We start from the raw sequence: 16,346 nt of genomic DNA, 5'->3' as shown, positions 1-16,346 counted from the left end.
CATCTCCATGATGACGGATTTTCGGCATATTATTGCGGCCATACGAATTATTGGCCCGGCCTTCCTCTAAGCCTTGATGGCGTTGCGTGAATTGCAATGCATGGCAGGAAGGTCCGGGAACGACCGGCTATGCCTCGCAACTTTCTAAATATTCAAGCATTTTCACCCGCCACATTGCCGTGCGGGATTACAGGCAAATGATAAAATGACCGACACGACCGCCAAGATCGATTATTCCAAGACGCTCAATCTTCCGCAGACCGAATTTCCGATGCGCGCAGGCTTGCCAGCGCGCGAGCCGCTTTTTGTGCAGCGCTGGGAGGAAATGAACCTTTACAAGAAATTGCGCGAAGATGCGAAAGACCGTCCACTGTATGTGCTGCACGACGGCCCTCCTTATGCAAACGGCAATATCCATATCGGCCACGCGCTAAACAAAATCCTCAAGGACGTCATCACGCGCTCGTTCCAGATGCGCGGTTTCAACTCGAATTATGTGCCGGGTTGGGATTGCCACGGCCTGCCGATCGAGTGGAAGATCGAAGAAAAATATCGCGCGCAGGGCAAGAACAAAGACGAAGTCGCAATCAACGAATTCCGCAGGGAATGCCGCGAATTTGCCGGAAGCTGGATCAAGGTTCAGGCGGAAGAATTCAAGCGCCTTGCAATCTGTGGTGATTTCGAAAACCCATACACGACGATGAACTTCCATTCGGAAGCGCGCATTGCTGGCGAGTTGCTTAAGTTTGCAGCCTCCGGTCAGCTTTATCGTGGTTCAAAGCCGGTCATGTGGTCGGTTGTCGAGCGCACAGCACTAGCCGAAGCAGAAGTTGAGTATCACGACATTGAGTCGGATATGATCTGGGTAAAGTTCCCTGTTGCAGGTGCGAGTGATCTTTCCGGAAGCTCGGTCGTTATCTGGACGACGACTCCATGGACGATCCCGGGCAACCGCGCAGTTTCCTATTCAAACCGCGTTGCTTATGGCCTTTATGAAGTCGTTGCTGCTGAAAATGATTTCGGCCCGCAGGCTGGTGAAAAGCTTATCTTCGGTGACAAGCTCGCTGAAGAATGTGCGAAAAAGGCAAAGCTTGAATTCAAGCGTCTGCGTGATGTGTCGTTTGAAGAGCTGGGCGCGGTGACACTTAACCATCCGCTTAAAGGCTTTGGCGGCGGTTACGAATTCACTGTTCCATTGATATCTGGTGATCACGTTACCGATGATGCGGGTACAGGTTTCGTTCACACAGCTCCAAGCCATGGTCGCGAAGACTTTGAGGCATGGATGGATGCAGCGCGTGAACTAGAAGCACGCGGCATTGATCCAAGCATCCCGTTCCCGGTTGGCGATGATGGCTATTACACCAAGGACACGCCGGGCTTTGGCCCGGATCGTGAAGGTGGTCCTGCACGCGTCATCGATGATAACGGCAAAAAGGGCGATGCGAACGAATCCGTTATCAAGCAGCTGATTGTGCATAACAATCTGTTCGCGCGCGGGCGTATCAAGCATTCTTATCCGCATTCGTGGCGCTCGAAGAAGCCGATCATCTATCGCAACACGCCGCAATGGTTCGTCTATATGGACAAGAACCTCGGCGACGGCACCACGCTGCGTTCGCGGTCGTTGAAAGCGATTGAAGAAACCCGCTTCGTGCCTGCCGCTGGTCAGACACGTCTGCGCGCCATGATCGAAGGCCGCCCGGATTGGGTGCTGTCGCGTCAGCGCGCATGGGGTGTGCCGATCTGCGTGTTTGCCGATGAAGAAGGCAATATCTTGCAAGACGATGCCGTCAATAAGCGCATTCTCGAAGCTTTCGAGGAAGAAGGCGCTGACGCATGGTTCGCTGATGGTGCGCGTGAGCGTTTCCTTGGCAATCGCGCCGGTGAAAGCTGGACGCAGGTTCGCGACATTCTCGACGTCTGGTTCGATTCGGGTTCGACGCACACCTTTACGCTCGAAGATCGCCCGGACATGAAATGGCCTGCCGATGTTTACCTTGAAGGCTCGGATCAGCATCGCGGCTGGTTTCATTCATCGCTGCTGGAAAGCTGCGGAACGCGTGGCCGTGCGCCTTACAATGCGGTCGTCACTCATGGTTTCACCATGGATGAGAACGGCAAGAAGATGTCGAAGTCGCTCGGAAACACTGTGACACCACAGGACGTCATCAAGGATTCCGGCGCCGACATTCTGCGTCTTTGGGTTATGACGACCGACTATTGGGAAGATCAGCGCCTCGGTAAGAGCATCATCCAGACCAATATCGATGCCTATCGCAAGCTGCGTAACACAATCCGCTGGATGCTTGGTACGCTCGCCCATGATGAAGGCGAAACGCTGCCGCATGCCGATCTGCCTGAGCTTGAGCGTCTGATGCTGCACCGCTTGGCGGAACTCGATGAAGTCGTCCGTTCCGGCTATGACGCGTTTGATTTCAAGCGTATTGCCCGCGCACTGATTGATTTCATGAATGTCGAACTCTCGGCTTTCTATTTCGATATCCGCAAAGATGCGCTTTATTGCGATGCGCCATCCAGCGTTCGCCGTAAGGCAGCACTTCAGACAGTTCGTGCGATCTTTGATCGTGTGACGACTTGGCTTGCGCCAATGCTGCCTTTCACCACGGAAGAAGCATGGCTTGATCGCTATCCGAACGCAGCTTCCGTGCATCTGGAACAATTCCGGGCAATTCCGGCTGAATGGCGCGATGATGTGCTGGCCGAGAAGTGGCGCAAGGTGCGCAATGTCCGCCGCGTTGTTACCGGCGCTCTCGAACTCGAACGCGCTGATAAGCGCATTGGGTCGTCGCTTGAAGCATCTCCGGTTGTTTATATCGCTGACAATAGCCTTGCCGATTCGCTAGAAGGTCTGGATTTCGCTGAGATCTGCATCACGAGCGATATTTCGGTGAGCGATGCAGCTGTTCCTGAAGACGCATTCACGCTGGATGACGTTAAAGGCGTGGCCGTTGTTCCTGTTCGCGCTGAAGGTGAGAAGTGTGCACGTTCGTGGCGTTATACGACTGATGTGGGTTCCGACTCAGAATTTCCGGAAGTTTCGGCCCGTGATGCCGCTGCCCTGCATGAACTGAAAGCTCTCGGTAAGCTTTCTGCATAATAATAAAAAGCCCGGTTACCACGATTGGTTCCGGGCTTTTTTCGCTATAACGCTTGCCTTATAATGTGAGGACATGGTGAAATAGCGGTTAATATCGCGATTGCCCGTAGAGATGGTCTCATGTAAAAGGCTGTCCTTAAGATAAACTTGCAATCTGCCTTGGAGTTGCCGGTTTTCTGAGGCAGAGGAGTGAAAGCTTCTCTGACAAAGAGAAAATCGACAGGCGTAAAAGAAGTGGCGCTAATGAAGATTGAAGGACGAGTTCTGGTTTTGATGACGGCAGTTGCGGGTCTCGCACTGTCTGGCTGCGTGTCGTCGCCGACCTATGGCACCGACAAAACCGCAGGTGCGCAGCTTCTCGACGATATGTCGAATATGGCAAGCTTCGGTCAGGGCAAGAAAAAAGACCGCATTGATTATAAACCGCGTCCTGATCTTGTTCGTCCTGCAGAGGGCGATAAGGGTTCGCTGCCAGCGCCGCAGGAAAGCCTTGCCAGTGCCGGTGATCCCTCTTGGCCGGAATCGCCAGAGCAGCGCCGCAAGCGTTTGCGTGATGAGATTACAGCAAATCGCGATAATCCGAACTTCGTGTCGCCAATTGAGCAGGATGCGCCAATTGCAAGCAATGCCAGCCATCTTCCGGGTGGCAACAGCCGTCGCGAAGATTTTGCAACGCGCACGCCGACTGCCGATCCAGTACGTATTGCAGAGTTGAAGAAGGCGCGCGAGCAGCAGGCTCAGGGTTCTTCTTCAACGCGTAAATATTTGAGTGAGCCGCCTTTGGCTTATCGTGAGCCAGCATCGTCTGCGACCACAGGTGAACTGGGGCAGGATGAAGCGCAGAAAGAACGTGAGCGCAAGAAAGCCGCTGGTGGTGGCGGCAAGAGCTGGCGCGATATGCTGCCTTGGAATTGATTATCTAAAATACTCTTGATGAATATTTTATCAGCCGAAAGATTAATCTTTCGGCTGATTTTTTATATCTGGAGCATCGTCATCGAAGTGACACATTTAATGGGTTTGATTTATAATATTAATTATTTTTAATGTTGATTATTCTGAACAATATTTGATTTCAATCAACGAACATATTCTGGCAGAGCGTAATCTGCTTCTTTTCGGGATGTAAGGTGCTTATTATGAATAAATTAAACCGTATATGGGACTCTCCCAATGGTTACGGCCTGGTCAGTCGTTGCCTTCATTGGCTGATGGCAATGATTTTCGTCTGGCAATTCACTTCAACAATTCTTCGTATATTCGTCAAAGATACTTCACTTTATAATTTCATCTGGCCAACGCATTATCAGGTAGGTTTTGCTCTACTGTTACTGGTTCTTGCCAGAGGCGTGTGGGGGTTGCTTAATATTTCCAAGCGCCCGCCTTATGCGGGCGTGAGTGGTAAGCTCGCAGGTCTTGGGCATCTGGTCATCTATGCGCTGATGTTCGTCGTGCCAGCACTTGCGCTGCTGCGTACTTACGGCAATGGCCGTGGGTTTACATTTCTCGGGATGGAGATTTTTGCGAAAACCGGTGTTCAGGATGCGGCTTTAACTGCTCCCGGCAATGCTGCGCATGGCCTGTTGGGCTGGGTGTTGTTGGCCGTGATCGCTGGTCATGTGGCCATGGCGCTGCTTCATCATTTTGTGCTGCGTGATGACACGCTGCGACACATGACAGGACATCGCGTAACCAATTAAGTTGGTTCAGCGTTTCTCGCGAAAGAAGTCCCGGAGCAGGGTCTGAGATTCTTCTTCCGAGAAACCGGTGTAGATTTCAGGAACGTGATGACATGTGGGCTGCGTATAAAAGCGCGGCCCATATTCAACTCCGCCGCCCTTAGGGTCTGCGGCCCCATAATAGAGACGGCGAATACGTGCAAATGAGATCGCGGCCGCGCACATCGCGCATGGTTCAAGCGTGACATAGAGGTCGCAGTCGATAAGCCTTTCCGATTGGAGCGTTTCACCAGCCTGCCGGATTACAAGCACTTCTGCATGCGCGGTGATATCGTTCAATTCACGTGTTCGGTTGCCAGCGCGTGCTATGATTTCGCCATCATGAACGAGTACCGCACCAATCGGCACCTCACCACGAAGGGCCGCAGATTTTGCTTCTTCAAGCGCAATATCCATAAACGTAACGCCGTTCGGGGATGAAATATCTGCAACTTTTTTCAATCCAACCTCATTTCATGGCCGGTAGAGGGAAATTTCGCTCGCAAGCTTATGAGCGATTTGTTACTGCATAAGTCACGAAATCAAAACCGATTTACGAACGGATTTATACAGCGCTCTTGACCGGACCGTTCTTTGCCAGCTCCCCAGCGGCCAGAGACACCACGGCGGCGCTGCTGAGAGGCTAATATCAGATGAGTACAGAAGACGACAATAAGGGCGGTCGACGTCCTCCATTTGGACGTGATGGACGTGATGGACGCGGCGAAGGTCGCGGAGATCGTCCTAATGGCACGCGTGGCGAACGCGGTGAGCGTCGTCCGGGTTTTCGCGATGACAAGCCACGCGAAGGTGGCTTTCGTGATGCTAAGCCACGTGAAGGTGGCTTCCGTGATGATAGGCCACGTCGTGACGATGATCGCGGCGCTCCGCGCAAGTTTGGAGCACGCGACGCACAGGACGGTGAAGATAGCGGTGAACGTATCGCTAAGCGCTTAGCGCGTGCTGGCATTGCCTCGCGTCGCGAAGCTGAGACGATGATTGCGGCTGGTCGTATTACCGTAAATGGCAAAGTGCTTTCGACACCGGCTGTTAACGTCAAGCGCACGGACGTCATCACAGTTGATGGCAAGCAGCTGAAACAGGCTGAGCGCACACGTCTCTGGCTGTATCACAAGCCTGCTGGTCTTGTGACGACCAACCGCGATCCCGAAGGTCGCCCGACTGTGTTTGAAGCGCTGCCAGAAGAAATGCCACGAGTGCTTTCTGTTGGTCGTCTCGATATCAACACCGAAGGCTTGCTGTTGCTCACCAATGATGGTGGTCTGTCGCGCGTTCTTGAACTGCCTTCAACGGGCTGGTTGCGTCGTTATCGCGTCCGCGCTCATGGCAAGGTTACACAGGCGCAGCTTGATACGCTCAAAGAGGGTATCGCCGTGGAGGGCATTTTCTACGGCAGTATTGAAGCGACGCTTGAGCGTGAGCAGGGGGCCAATGTCTGGATTTCGATTGGTTTGCGCGAAGGCAAGAACCGCGAAGTTAAGAATATTCTTGGCGCGCTTGGTCTGACGGTTGGTCGCCTGATCCGTGTTTCCTTTGGTCCTTTCCAGCTTGGCGATCTTGAAGAAGGCAGTGTGCGAGAAATTCGTGGCCGTATTCTGCGTGACCAGCTTGGTGAAAAGCTTGTTGAAGAATCCGGCGCTGATTTTGATGCGCCAATTATGACGGAATTCTCTAACGATGTTGTGCAGGGACGTACTGCACGCGAAATGGAACAGCGCGAGCCAGAAGGCGAATATCGCCGCCCGCAACGCGAATGGATTTCCAGCCAGCCAGAACGTCGCAAGCCGAAAGAAAACAAAGAAGACAAGGTTGAACCGCGTCGTCGCGGCAATTCCAATGTCTGGATGGCATCTGGCGCGCGCCCTCAGGGCGAAAAAGCGGCTGCCGAAAAAGCAGCGCGTGCGACAGCCCGTGGTGAACGTGCAAGCCGCTCTGACGGTGATTTGCAGTCGCGTCCGCGTCGTTTTGAGCAAGGCGATCAGCGTCGTGAAGAAGGTCGTGAGGATCGTCCACGCCGTTTTGACAAGCCAGCTGGCCGTCCAGAGGGCCGTTCGGAAAGCCGCCCGCCACACCGTGGCCCGCGAAGTGAAGGTGACTTCCAGTCACGCCCTCGCCGTTTCGGTGATGGTGATCAGCGCCGTGATGAAGGACGTGAAGAACGCCCGCGTCGTTTTGAAAACCGTTCCGAAGGTCGCCCAGAAGGGCGTTCGGAAGGTCGGTATGAGCCTCGCACACCACGTCCAGAAGGTCGCGACGATCGTAGACCGCGCCCAGAGGGTCGCAGCGATGACCGCAAGCAAGAGCGTCGTCCGGGTAAGCGCGAACGCGCTGAACTGAAGGCAGACGGCGGCGAAAGATCATCGGGTGGGTATGAAGGCCGCAGTTTCGGCAAGCCTTCTGGTCCTCGCAGCGAAGGCCGTTTCGGTGGTGGCAATGCTGAGCGTGGTCCGCGCAGCGGTGCACCACGTTCCGGCGAAGGTCGTGGCCCGTCAAAGGGTCCGGGTGGTTTCAGCAAGGGACCAGATCGTGGCGGTTCGGGCGGAAAGCCGAGCGGCAACAGGCCAAACGATGGAAAGCCACGCGGTGGCAAGCCTGGAGGCAATGGTGCGGATCGTCGGCGGTAAATTCCGCGGGCGCGCGCTCGTTACACCGACAACAAATGCGATCCGTCCCACGACGGATCGCACCCGTGAAAGCCTCTTCAACATTCTCGCACATAGTTTCCCCGAAAAAGTAGACGGCGGTCGTGTTCTCGACCTGTTTGCAGGGACTGGCGCTCTGGGCCTCGAAGCACTTTCGCGTGGTGCGCGTTACGCGGTTTTTGTCGAAGAATCGGCGGAAGGTCGCGGAATTTTACGGCAGAACATTGAGGCTTTCGGTTTGCAGGGGCAGACCAAAGTGTTGCGCCGTGATGCCTGCAAACTCGGTGAAGCTGGCACAATGGAGCCGTTCGATCTGATTTTTGCCGATCCTCCTTATGGTCGCCGTATGGGCGAGAAAGCACTTTTATCGGCGCTGGAAGGCGGTTGGCTTAATCCTGACGCACTTATCGTGCTTGAAGAGGAAACAGAAGCATCGCTTGAGCTGGATGAACGATTCGTCGTGCATGAAGAGCGCAATTATGGTGGCACCATCATTCGCCTTATCCAGTTGAAGCAAGGCTGAAACCGGCCTGCCCCCGGAGACGGGGACAGGCAATATTATTTGATATTGATTTTTAAGCATTTCGATCTTTTGAATGGGCGAAATGAAAACTGATTGGAGATGTCGTTTGGTGCATAACCCCTCACTCCGGCGCTTATTGTTGTCTACGGCAATCGGTTTCGCACTGGCTTTGCCATTAGCAGCCGGTTCAGTTCAGGCGCAGTCGCCCGCTCCGGCTGTATCCACTGAAGCCGCAGCCGTGCCGCCGGCACAAAATCTTCCAGAAATAACAAAGTCCGAGGACATCAGCAGCTTCACGCTGGAAAACGGTTTGAAGGTCGTTGTGATTCCCGATCATCGTGCGCCAGTCGTTACGCAGATGATCTGGTATCATGTGGGCTCCGCTGATGAAGCGCCCGGCAAATCCGGCATTGCCCATTTCCTTGAGCATCTGATGTTTAAGGGCACTAAGACTTATCCGGCTGGTGAATTTTCCGCAAAGATTGCGGCAATTGGCGGTCAGGAAAATGCTTTCACCTCCTATGATTATACCGCCTATTTCCAGCGCGTCGCGCCAGATGCGCTTGAAATGGTGATGGGCTATGAAGCCGACCGCATGGCCAATCTGGTGCTGGATGAAGAAGCCGTAACGACTGAGCGTGAAGTGATCCTTGAAGAGCGTCGCATGCGTGTGGATTCAAATCCCGCAGCGATGCTGATGGAAAACACTGATTCCGTGCTTTTCTATAACCATCCTTACCGCGTGCCAGTTATTGGCTGGCGGCAGGAAATGGAGAAACTCAGCCTCAAGGATGCGGTTGATTTCTATCAGCAATATTATACACCAAACAATGCGACCCTTATCATCGCTGGTGATGTGACGCCGGAACGCGTGCGTGATTTGGTCATGCAAACCTGGGCTAAAATCCCCAAGCGTGCGGATGTGTTGCCGCGTGAGCGCCCACAGGAGCCGGAAAAGCACGCAGCGCGCGTCGTGACATTGCATGATGATCGCGTCAGCACGCCTTCGTTCCGCATGTCGTGGCTTGTGCCGTCTTATGCCAATGAGAAGCGTTTCCCCGATGTAAAAGCGGGCGATGCGCCTGCGCTTGATCTGCTGGGTGAAATTTTGGGCGGTTCACTGCGTTCGCGTCTTTATCAGGAATTGATCGTCAAAAAGGGCATCGCGTCCAATACGGGTGCGAGCTACGACGGCGATCCGCTCGATGATGGTACATTCTCAGTCTATGGATCGCCACAAAATGGCAAAACACTCGCCGATGTGGAGAAGGCTGTCGATGCTGAACTTGCGCGGATCATCAAAGATGGTGTGACGCAAGACGAACTTGATCAGGCGCGCAATCGCTTCCTGAAAGCGATTACTTTTGCACGTGACAGCCAGTCCGGCATGGCCCGTATTTACGGTTCGACCTTATCGATTGGCCAGAATATCGAAGATATTCAGAAATGGCCGGACCTCATTAAATCGGTGACTGTTGATCAGATCAAGGATGCGGCGGGTCGTTATCTTGTCAAAGATCAGTCCGTGACGAGCTATCTGCTGCCACCCGATACCGAGCCAGAAAACGCCCATGAAAACCCTAATGCCGCCGCAGGCGATGCAGTTGGTCAAGGCGCAGAAGGAGCAATCCAGTGAGTAAGGTTGTTGTATTGAGCATTCTGCGTGCGAAAAATGCTGTTGCTGCCGTTGTCGGTTCGATGTTGTTGCTGGTGGCTGTTAGCCTGCCTGCAAACGCTATCGAAATTCAGGAAGTCGTTTCACCCAAAGGCATCAAGGCCTGGCTGGTTGAAGATAATTCTGTGCCGCTTGTTTCTATGCGCTTTTCATTTAAGGGCGGGGCTTCACAGGATCCATCCGGCAAGGAAGGTCTGGCCAATCTGATGACCGGGCTTTTCGATGAAGGCGCTGGCGATCTTGATTCCGATAGCTTTCAGGAACGCATTGATAATCTCGGCGGAGAAATGAGCTTCTCAGCTTCACCGGATTCTGTTTCCGGTAGCATTCGTATGCTGGCTGAGAACCGCAAGCCTGTTACCGATCTTCTGGCGCTTTCGGTCAACAAACCGCGTTTTGATCAGGACGCGATTGATCGTATCCGCCAGCAAGTGGTTGCAAGCCTTGAAGCCTCTCAGCGTAATCCATCAACCATCGCATCGCGCAAGTTTGCAGATGTGCTTTATGGCAATCATCCTTATGCTCGACCGGACGAAGGCACAGTCAAGTCGCTGCAATCAATCACACGCGATGATCTTGTAAACTTCCATCGTAAGAATTTCGCCCGCGATAAGCTGACGGTTGGCGTGGTCGGTTCGATCAATGCGAAAGACTTAGGCGAAATGCTTGATGAGGTCTTTGGCGATTTGCCAGCAACGGCGGAACTGGTTCCGGTGCCGGATGCGAAGCTCGCGCTTGGCACCACGACCAGCCTCAGCTTTGACATGCCGCAGACGTCGATCAGCTTTGTTTATCCGGCTGTGCCGCGCAAAGATGATGAATTCTTCGCTTCTTACCTTATGAATCACATTCTGGGTGGCGGTTTTACATCGCGCCTTTATGCGGAAGTGCGCGAAAAGCGTGGCCTCGCCTATTCGGTATCCTCGTCTATGTCGTTACGCGATCATGTTTCGGCGCTGACCATTTCGACGGCTACGCGCCCTGAAAAAGCACAGGAATCGCTCAAGATTATTCGCGAGCAGGTTGCGAAGATGGCAAATGATGGACCAACGGAAGCTGAGCTTGCGGCTGCTAAAAGCTACCTCAAGGGTTCTTATGCTGTGAACAATCTTGATTCCTCTATCTCGATTGCCGACACGCTTGTTGGTCTTCAGGAAGCGGACCTTGATCGGGACTATATCGACAAGCGCAATGAATTGATCGATGCGGTGACGCTTGATCAGGTCAAAGCTATTGCCAAAAAGCTTTTAGAAGCAGAACCTGCAATTCTGATTTTCGGACCTGCGCAGTCCTAAGCGCATAAGGCGAGAGAAAAGCTTTATGGATATGACACCACCAACATCTCCGCGTATCGCCGTCGCTTTTGGCGGCGGTGGTGCGCGTGGTATCGCCCATATCCATATTATCGAAGTGCTTGACGAACTTGGCATCAAGCCAGTGGCGATTGCTGGTTCGTCCATCGGTTCGATCGTTGGCGCTGGCATGGCCAATGGCATGAGTGGCGCTGAAATACGCGAATATATGGCGGCGATTTTTAATCGCCGTTCCGAAGTCGCCCGTCGTATGTGGCAGGCGCGTCCTGAACGCTGGGTGGAACTGCTCAAAGGCGGCTTCCGCGTCAGCCAGTTCAATCTTGAAAAGATATTAGACGTCTTTCTTCCGGCATCATTGCCAGAAAATGTCGAGCAATTGAAAATCCCGATGAGCATAACTGCCTCAGATTTTCATGCCGCAACAGAACTCAACATTGAACAAGGTGATCTGCGTTCGGCAATTGCTGCGTCCTGCGCTATCCCCCCTGTTTTCAGGCCGGTGCGTCGCGATGGGCGCATTCTCGTTGATGGCGGACTGCTTAATCCGGTTCCGTTTGATCTGCTCTTCGAAAAGGCTGATATTGTTATCGGTATTGATGTTGTTGGTGCGCCGGTTGGCCCGGATGATTATATGCCGACCACGATGGAAGCTGTCATGGGAGCCAATCAGCTCACCATGTGTTCAATCATTGAGAACAAGTTCCGCAACCGTCCACCGCATATTTTCTTGCGCCCGAATGTCGAGCGGATTGGCCTGTTGGACTTCCTGAAATTCGAACAGATACTGTCGCAAACAGCACCCATTCGTGAAGAACTCAAACAGGCGTTGGATACAGTTTTAAGCGGCAAGCCTGCCGCTGCCGCTTCCTGATTTATTCAGCCGCAACAGCGGCTGAAGATGTGCTTTCATCCATATCGTGACCGCCCTTGTCGATGCGCTGACCTTCGCGTGCAGGCTTCACCAATGGTTCCGGTGTAACTGGCTTGTTGAAGAGCAGGTGGCGCCCAGCCATGATTCCTTCTGATGCCTGCACATGCAGACGATCCTCGTCGCGCTGGCGCACATCTTCGCGAATATTATAGGCCTCGGCTTCCGATACGCCCAATCCTTCCAAAGTGCGCTGACCAAACAAAAGGCCCGATTCGAAAGTTTCGCGCAGTTCATATTCCACGCCTTGCGCGCGCAGTTGCAGCGTGTGTTCACGGTCATAAGAACGAACAAACAGACGGACATCTGGATATTCAGACTGGATCAGATTAACGATCCGGTTAGTGATTTCCTTCTTATGCGTACAAACTGCGACGAGTTTCGCCTTGCGTATGCCAGCAGCTTCCAACACATCCTTGCGGGTGCCATCGCCAAAATAAATGCGGAAACCGAATTTCCCGGCAGCACGAACGCGATTGGGTGAGTTATCGATCACCGTCACGTCGATGCCACCTGCGAGCAATATCTGCGCCGAAATCTGGCCGTAACGCGAAAAGCCGATCATCAAAACGTCTGCGCCTGCACCATCGAAATCCTCCTCGATAACCTCCTCTGTCTTCTCCTTGATGAGAAGTTTCGAGCCGATGAGAACGGAGAGCGGAGTTAGTGCCATTGAGACGGTGACAGCCGCAACGAGTTCAGAGCTCAGCGCATTTGAAATGACGGCTGCGGCGGCGGCTGCGGAAAAAAGCACGAATGCAAACTCGCCGCCCTGTGGCAGCAGAAACGCAACCCGGATGGCATCATTGTGCTTTGAGCGGAATATCCGGCACAAAACATAGGTAATGGCCGCTTTAACGATCATAAAAATCGGAACAGCAATCAGGATTGTCTGCCAATATTGCAAAATGACTGTGAGGTTGAGTGAAAGCCCCACGGCTACGAAGAACAGACCAAGGAAAATACCGCGGAATGGTTCGATATCAGCCTCAAGTTCGTGACGATAGGATGATTCAGCGAGAAGCACGCCTGCAATGAACGCGCCCATAGCCATGGAGAGTCCAGCGGCTTGTAGCAGGCTTGCTGATCCCAACACCACAAACAAGGCGGCTGCGATCATGACTTCGCGCGCGCCGGTGTTGGCGATGATCCGGAACATCGGGTTGATCAGATAACGTCCGGCGATAACAAGCGCCGCGATTGCTGCGATAGCTGTTGCAAGGTGAAACCCGGCGCTGGCTTGGGACGGCTCATTTGGGGAAAGCGCCGGAATAATTGCCAGAATCGGCACGATCGCGAGATCCTGAAACAACAGAATCGCGAAAGCGCGCTGACCATGTTTCTGGTTGGTTTCTGCACGATCTTCCAGCACCTGCATGGCAAAAGCTGTCGATGACAGAGCAAGACCAAAGCCGATTATAATCGCCGCTTCAGTGGTCAAACCTGCAAGATAGATGCCGAGTGCGGCAAGGGCAGAACCTGTCAGTATGACTTGCGCCGCACCTAAACCGAAGATCGCATGACGCAAAGCCCAAAGACGTGAAGGCTTTAATTCAAGCCCGATGACGAACAGCAGGAACACCACGCCAAGTTCTGAGAAATGCAGCAGATCTTCGCCATCAGAAATGAGACGTGCCACCGGGCCGATCACAATGCCCGCCGCGAGATAGCCGAGAACAGTCCCAAGGCCGAGCCGTTTGAACAGCGGAGCCGCGATAATCGCGCCGCCCAGAATCATCAGCGCTTGTAAGTAGAGACTTCCGCCAGTTGGGACCATGATATGCTCTTGGAATTCGAAGAATGTGAGGGCTTCCCTTGAAGCCATCTGATTTCAGCCATATAGAAACACGATATGTCTCTAATCAGTCCGATGTCGAATAATTTGACATAAGTTTTTTGCAAATTCCGATTACGGCTGGTTACATAGCGTGGTTTCCTACTGGACCCAACGTTAATTTCAATCTTGGATTATACAATGATTTCAGACAATTCATCGGGTAAATTTGTTGATCGCGCGGCGCAGCTGGTGGCTGCTGCAAAGCGCGCCGGGGCAGATCATGCTGACGCAGTTGTGATCCGCGCTCGCTCGGTGAGTGTTTCTGTTCGGCTTGGCAAGGTCGAGGGAACCGAATCGTCCGAAAGCGATGATTTTTCTCTGCGTGTATTTGTGGGTCGCCGCATCGCCAGTGTTTCGGCCAATGCAGGTAGCAATCCAGATCAACTGGCAGAGCGTGCTGTCGCTATGGCGCGGGTGGCACCGGAAGATCCGTTTGAGCAATTGGCTGATCCAGATTTGCTCGTCAGGCAGCCACGTGATCTCGATCTCTTTGACGCGACCGAAATTGATACCGCGCGGTTGACAGCCGATGCACTTGCAACTGAAGAGGCGGCACGTGCGGTTGCTGGCGTAACCAATTCGGGTGGCGCAGGCGCATCGCGCAGCATGGGCGGTCTGGTGCTTGTCACATCATCCGGCTTCTCTGGCGAATATGCGGCAACGCGTTTTGGTCGCTCGGTGTCTGCGATTGCAGGTGAAGGCACAAAGATGGAGCGCGATTATGATTTCAGTTCGCGCCTGCATTTTGCTGATCTTGATACGCCGGAAAATATTGGTCGTAGCGCTGGTGAACGCGCTGTTCGTCGTCTTGGAGCGCGGCAGGCCAAAACAGGCCCAGTCAATGTTGTGTTCGATCCGCGTTTGGCGCGCGGAATTGCAGGGCATCTTGCAAGTGCGATCAATGGCGCGTCTGTCGCGCGTAAGACCAGCTTTTTGCGCGATAGTCTCGGCAAGCAGGTTCTGAAATCCGGCATCAACGTCACCGATAATCCTTTGCGCATTCGCGGATCGTCGTCGCGTCCGTTTGATGGCGAGGGCATTGAAGGCCAGCCGCTCACAATGGTTGAGAATGGCGTGCTGGCACATTGGCTGCTGTCGGGTTCGAGTGCACGTGAACTTGGCCTCATCGGCAATGGGCGCGGTGTGCGTTCTGGTTCTGGTGTATCACCTGCATCTACCAATTTTGCGATTGAGCCGGGTCTCGAGACGCCGGAAGCGCTTATTCGTGCGCTTGGAACTGGCTTTTACGTGACGGAAGTCTTCGGTCAGGGCGTTGATATGATCACTGGACAATATAGCCGTGGCGCGTCGGGCTTCTGGATCGAAAACGGTGAACTGGCTTATCCGGTGAGTGAGGTAACGATTGCGTCCAATCTCAAAGATATGTTCCTGAACATGACGCCCGCTTCCGATATAGACCGGAACTTTGGCATGACCGCCCCGACACTCGTGATTGAAGGCATGACCCTTGCCGGAAATTGAGAAACGAAAAGATATTCAGAACGAACTTGAACTTCTGCGTCACGCAGCGCGTGAGGCAGGTCGCATTGCCATGCGTTATTTCGGCCAGTCGCCGGAAGTCTGGTTCAAAGAAGGGCAGTCGCCGGTTAGCGAAGCTGATTTCGCGGTCGATACCTATTTGAAGCAGGTTTTGCTCGAAGCACGGCCCGATTACGGCTGGATTTCAGAAGAAACAACGGATGATCGTGCGGATGCGGTGCGTCGACGTTCTTTTGTGATTGATCCGATTGATGGTACGCGTGGTTTCATTAATGGCCAGTCTCAGTGGTGCGTGAGTCTCGCAATTGTCGAAGATGGCAAACCGATTGCGGGTGTGCTGCAATGCCCGGTGCTCAATGAGGTCATTGAAGCTGGCAAAGGTTTTGGTGCTTCGCAAAACGGATTGCCGATCCAGACGCGCTTGCCGCCTCCCGGAGAAAAAATCTCGATGGCTTCGGCAAAACGCATGGTTGATGTGCTGCCGGAAGGCTGGCGCGACCGCGTGATCGTCCATCCATATGTGCCATCCCTCGCTTACCGGATTGCAATGGTGGCACGCGGCGATATTGCAGGCACCTTCATTCGGCCAAATTCGCATGATTGGGACTTGGCTGCAGCTGATCTGATCTTAAGTGAGTCGGGCGGGGCGTTGCTAAATCACGATGCTCAGCCGCTTCATTATGGTGGACCAACGTTGCAACACGGAGCATTGGTGGCATCCAGCGGAAACCTTTTGCAGGAAATGTTGAGTGTTGTAGCCGACTGGCCATTAAGCTAATCATGCCGCAAAACAAGTAATTTCAAGGGATATTATAATGAGCGTCGAAGGCGACAAGAAGCAGCTTCTTCATCTGGTGTTTGGCGGTGAGCTGACAAAGCTTGGGACCGTTCAGTTCCGTGATCTCGATAATCTCGACGTTGTCGGTATCTACCCGGATTATGAATCGGCCAAGACTGCATGGAAGTCCAAGGCGCAGCAGACCGTTGATAACGCACATATGCGTTATTTCATCGTGCATTTGCATCGTTTGCTCGATCCGGAAGGCGTTGATCTGAAAGCGGAATAAA

General features: G+C 53.3%; 13 protein-coding genes. 11 read left to right on the top strand and 2 right to left on the bottom strand.

The window, feature by feature from the left end; all coding sequences use genetic code 11:
- Positions 1–205 precede the first annotated feature (205 nt).
- The 3 genes from ileS to ACOZHT_RS21020 all read left to right on the top strand — a co-directional run bounded on the left by ileS (position 206) and on the right by ACOZHT_RS21020 (position 4,821).
- Positions 206–3,121 (top strand): isoleucine--tRNA ligase, encoded by a 2,916-nt coding sequence (gene ileS, locus ACOZHT_RS21030; RefSeq protein ID WP_339512237.1) that lies wholly within the window; start codon positions 206–208, stop codon positions 3,119–3,121.
- A gap of 243 nt (positions 3,122–3,364) precedes the next feature.
- Positions 3,365–4,036, top strand: a complete 672-nt coding sequence (locus tag ACOZHT_RS21025) for a hypothetical protein (protein WP_339512344.1) — start codon at positions 3,365–3,367, stop codon at positions 4,034–4,036.
- A 224-nt stretch (positions 4,037–4,260) separates the two neighbouring features.
- Positions 4,261–4,821: a cytochrome b gene (locus ACOZHT_RS21020; RefSeq protein WP_339512239.1), complete on the top strand. Its 561-nt coding sequence runs from the start codon at positions 4,261–4,263 to the stop codon at positions 4,819–4,821.
- A 6-nt stretch (positions 4,822–4,827) separates the two neighbouring features.
- On the opposite strand, the gene ACOZHT_RS21015 is transcribed toward ACOZHT_RS21020, so the two are convergent.
- A complete protein-coding gene (locus ACOZHT_RS21015; protein WP_421566529.1) occupies positions 4,828–5,256 on the bottom strand; it encodes a nucleoside deaminase in 429 nt (142 codons plus the stop codon).
- Between the two features lie 236 nt (positions 5,257–5,492).
- Here ACOZHT_RS21015 and ACOZHT_RS21010 point away from each other — a divergent pair, with 236 nt between their 5' ends.
- The 5 genes from ACOZHT_RS21010 (at position 5,493) to ACOZHT_RS20990 (ending at position 11,884) form a co-directional block, all read left to right on the top strand.
- Positions 5,493–7,484: a pseudouridine synthase gene (locus ACOZHT_RS21010; protein ID WP_339512243.1), complete on the top strand. Its 1,992-nt coding sequence runs from the start codon at positions 5,493–5,495 to the stop codon at positions 7,482–7,484.
- On the top strand, positions 7,465–8,025 hold the full coding sequence (gene rsmD / locus ACOZHT_RS21005) for a 16S rRNA (guanine(966)-N(2))-methyltransferase RsmD (RefSeq protein ID WP_310015998.1): 561 nt from the start codon (positions 7,465–7,467) through the stop codon (positions 8,023–8,025). Before ACOZHT_RS21010 ends, rsmD begins: the two co-directional genes overlap by 20 nt.
- A gap of 109 nt (positions 8,026–8,134) precedes the next feature.
- Positions 8,135–9,661, top strand: a complete 1,527-nt coding sequence (locus ACOZHT_RS21000; protein ID WP_339512245.1) for a pitrilysin family protein — start codon at positions 8,135–8,137, stop codon at positions 9,659–9,661.
- Between the two features lie 62 nt (positions 9,662–9,723).
- Positions 9,724–10,995 carry a pitrilysin family protein gene (locus ACOZHT_RS20995; protein WP_339512347.1) on the top strand — a complete coding sequence of 424 codons (1,272 nt, stop codon included), beginning with the start codon at positions 9,724–9,726 and terminating at the stop codon, positions 10,993–10,995.
- Between the two features lie 25 nt (positions 10,996–11,020).
- Complete coding sequence (locus tag ACOZHT_RS20990) at positions 11,021–11,884, top strand: patatin-like phospholipase family protein (protein ID WP_421566516.1); 864 nt, start codon at positions 11,021–11,023, stop codon at positions 11,882–11,884.
- Position 11,885: 1 nt separating this feature from the next.
- Here ACOZHT_RS20990 and ACOZHT_RS20985 read toward each other — a convergent pair whose 3' ends face one another.
- A complete protein-coding gene (locus ACOZHT_RS20985; protein WP_421566515.1) occupies positions 11,886–13,718 on the bottom strand; it encodes a monovalent cation:proton antiporter-2 (CPA2) family protein in 1,833 nt (610 codons plus the stop codon).
- Between the two features lie 198 nt (positions 13,719–13,916).
- Here ACOZHT_RS20985 and ACOZHT_RS20980 point away from each other — a divergent pair, with 198 nt between their 5' ends.
- From ACOZHT_RS20980 to ACOZHT_RS20970, 3 genes are read left to right on the top strand one after another with little or no spacing between them, the layout of a single operon-like run.
- The gene (locus tag ACOZHT_RS20980; RefSeq protein ID WP_421566514.1) at positions 13,917–15,260 is read left to right on the top strand and encodes a TldD/PmbA family protein; all 1,344 of its coding nucleotides are present in this window, start codon (positions 13,917–13,919) and stop codon (positions 15,258–15,260) included.
- A complete protein-coding gene (locus tag ACOZHT_RS20975) occupies positions 15,247–16,056 on the top strand; it encodes a 3'(2'),5'-bisphosphate nucleotidase CysQ (RefSeq protein ID WP_339512251.1) in 810 nt (269 codons plus the stop codon). Before ACOZHT_RS20980 ends, ACOZHT_RS20975 begins: the two co-directional genes overlap by 14 nt.
- Positions 16,057–16,093: 37 nt before the next feature.
- Complete coding sequence (locus ACOZHT_RS20970; protein WP_339512253.1) at positions 16,094–16,345, top strand: DUF4170 domain-containing protein; 252 nt, start codon at positions 16,094–16,096, stop codon at positions 16,343–16,345.
- Position 16,346 lies beyond the last annotated feature (1 nt).

The organism is Ochrobactrum sp. EDr1-4, from assembly GCF_049199085.1.
Lineage (GTDB): Bacteria > Pseudomonadota > Alphaproteobacteria > Rhizobiales > Rhizobiaceae > Brucella.
Note: the sequence above shows the minus strand (reverse complement) of the source record. Positions and strands in the feature narration are given on the sequence as shown.

Excerpts from the sequence above, each read along its gene's own strand:
- ACOZHT_RS20990 (WP_421566516.1), top strand. The coding sequence starts at position 11,021 with ATGGATATGACACCACCAACATCTCCGCGTATCGCCGTCGCTTTTGGC.
- ACOZHT_RS21020 (WP_339512239.1), top strand. The coding sequence starts at position 4,261 with ATGAATAAATTAAACCGTATATGGGACTCTCCCAATGGTTACGGCCTG.
- ileS (WP_339512237.1), top strand. The coding sequence starts at position 206 with ATGACCGACACGACCGCCAAGATCGATTATTCCAAGACGCTCAATCTT.
- ACOZHT_RS20985 (WP_421566515.1), bottom strand. The coding sequence starts at position 13,718 with ATGGTCCCAACTGGCGGAAGTCTCTACTTACAAGCGCTGATGATTCTG.
- ACOZHT_RS21015 (WP_421566529.1), bottom strand. The coding sequence starts at position 5,256 with ATGGATATTGCGCTTGAAGAAGCAAAATCTGCGGCCCTTCGTGGTGAG.
- ACOZHT_RS21025 (WP_339512344.1), top strand. The coding sequence starts at position 3,365 with ATGAAGATTGAAGGACGAGTTCTGGTTTTGATGACGGCAGTTGCGGGT.
- ACOZHT_RS20970 (WP_339512253.1), top strand. The coding sequence starts at position 16,094 with ATGAGCGTCGAAGGCGACAAGAAGCAGCTTCTTCATCTGGTGTTTGGC.
- ACOZHT_RS20980 (WP_421566514.1), top strand. The coding sequence starts at position 13,917 with ATGATTTCAGACAATTCATCGGGTAAATTTGTTGATCGCGCGGCGCAG.
- ACOZHT_RS20995 (WP_339512347.1), top strand. The coding sequence starts at position 9,724 with ATGTTGTTGCTGGTGGCTGTTAGCCTGCCTGCAAACGCTATCGAAATT.
- ACOZHT_RS21010 (WP_339512243.1), top strand. The coding sequence starts at position 5,493 with ATGAGTACAGAAGACGACAATAAGGGCGGTCGACGTCCTCCATTTGGA.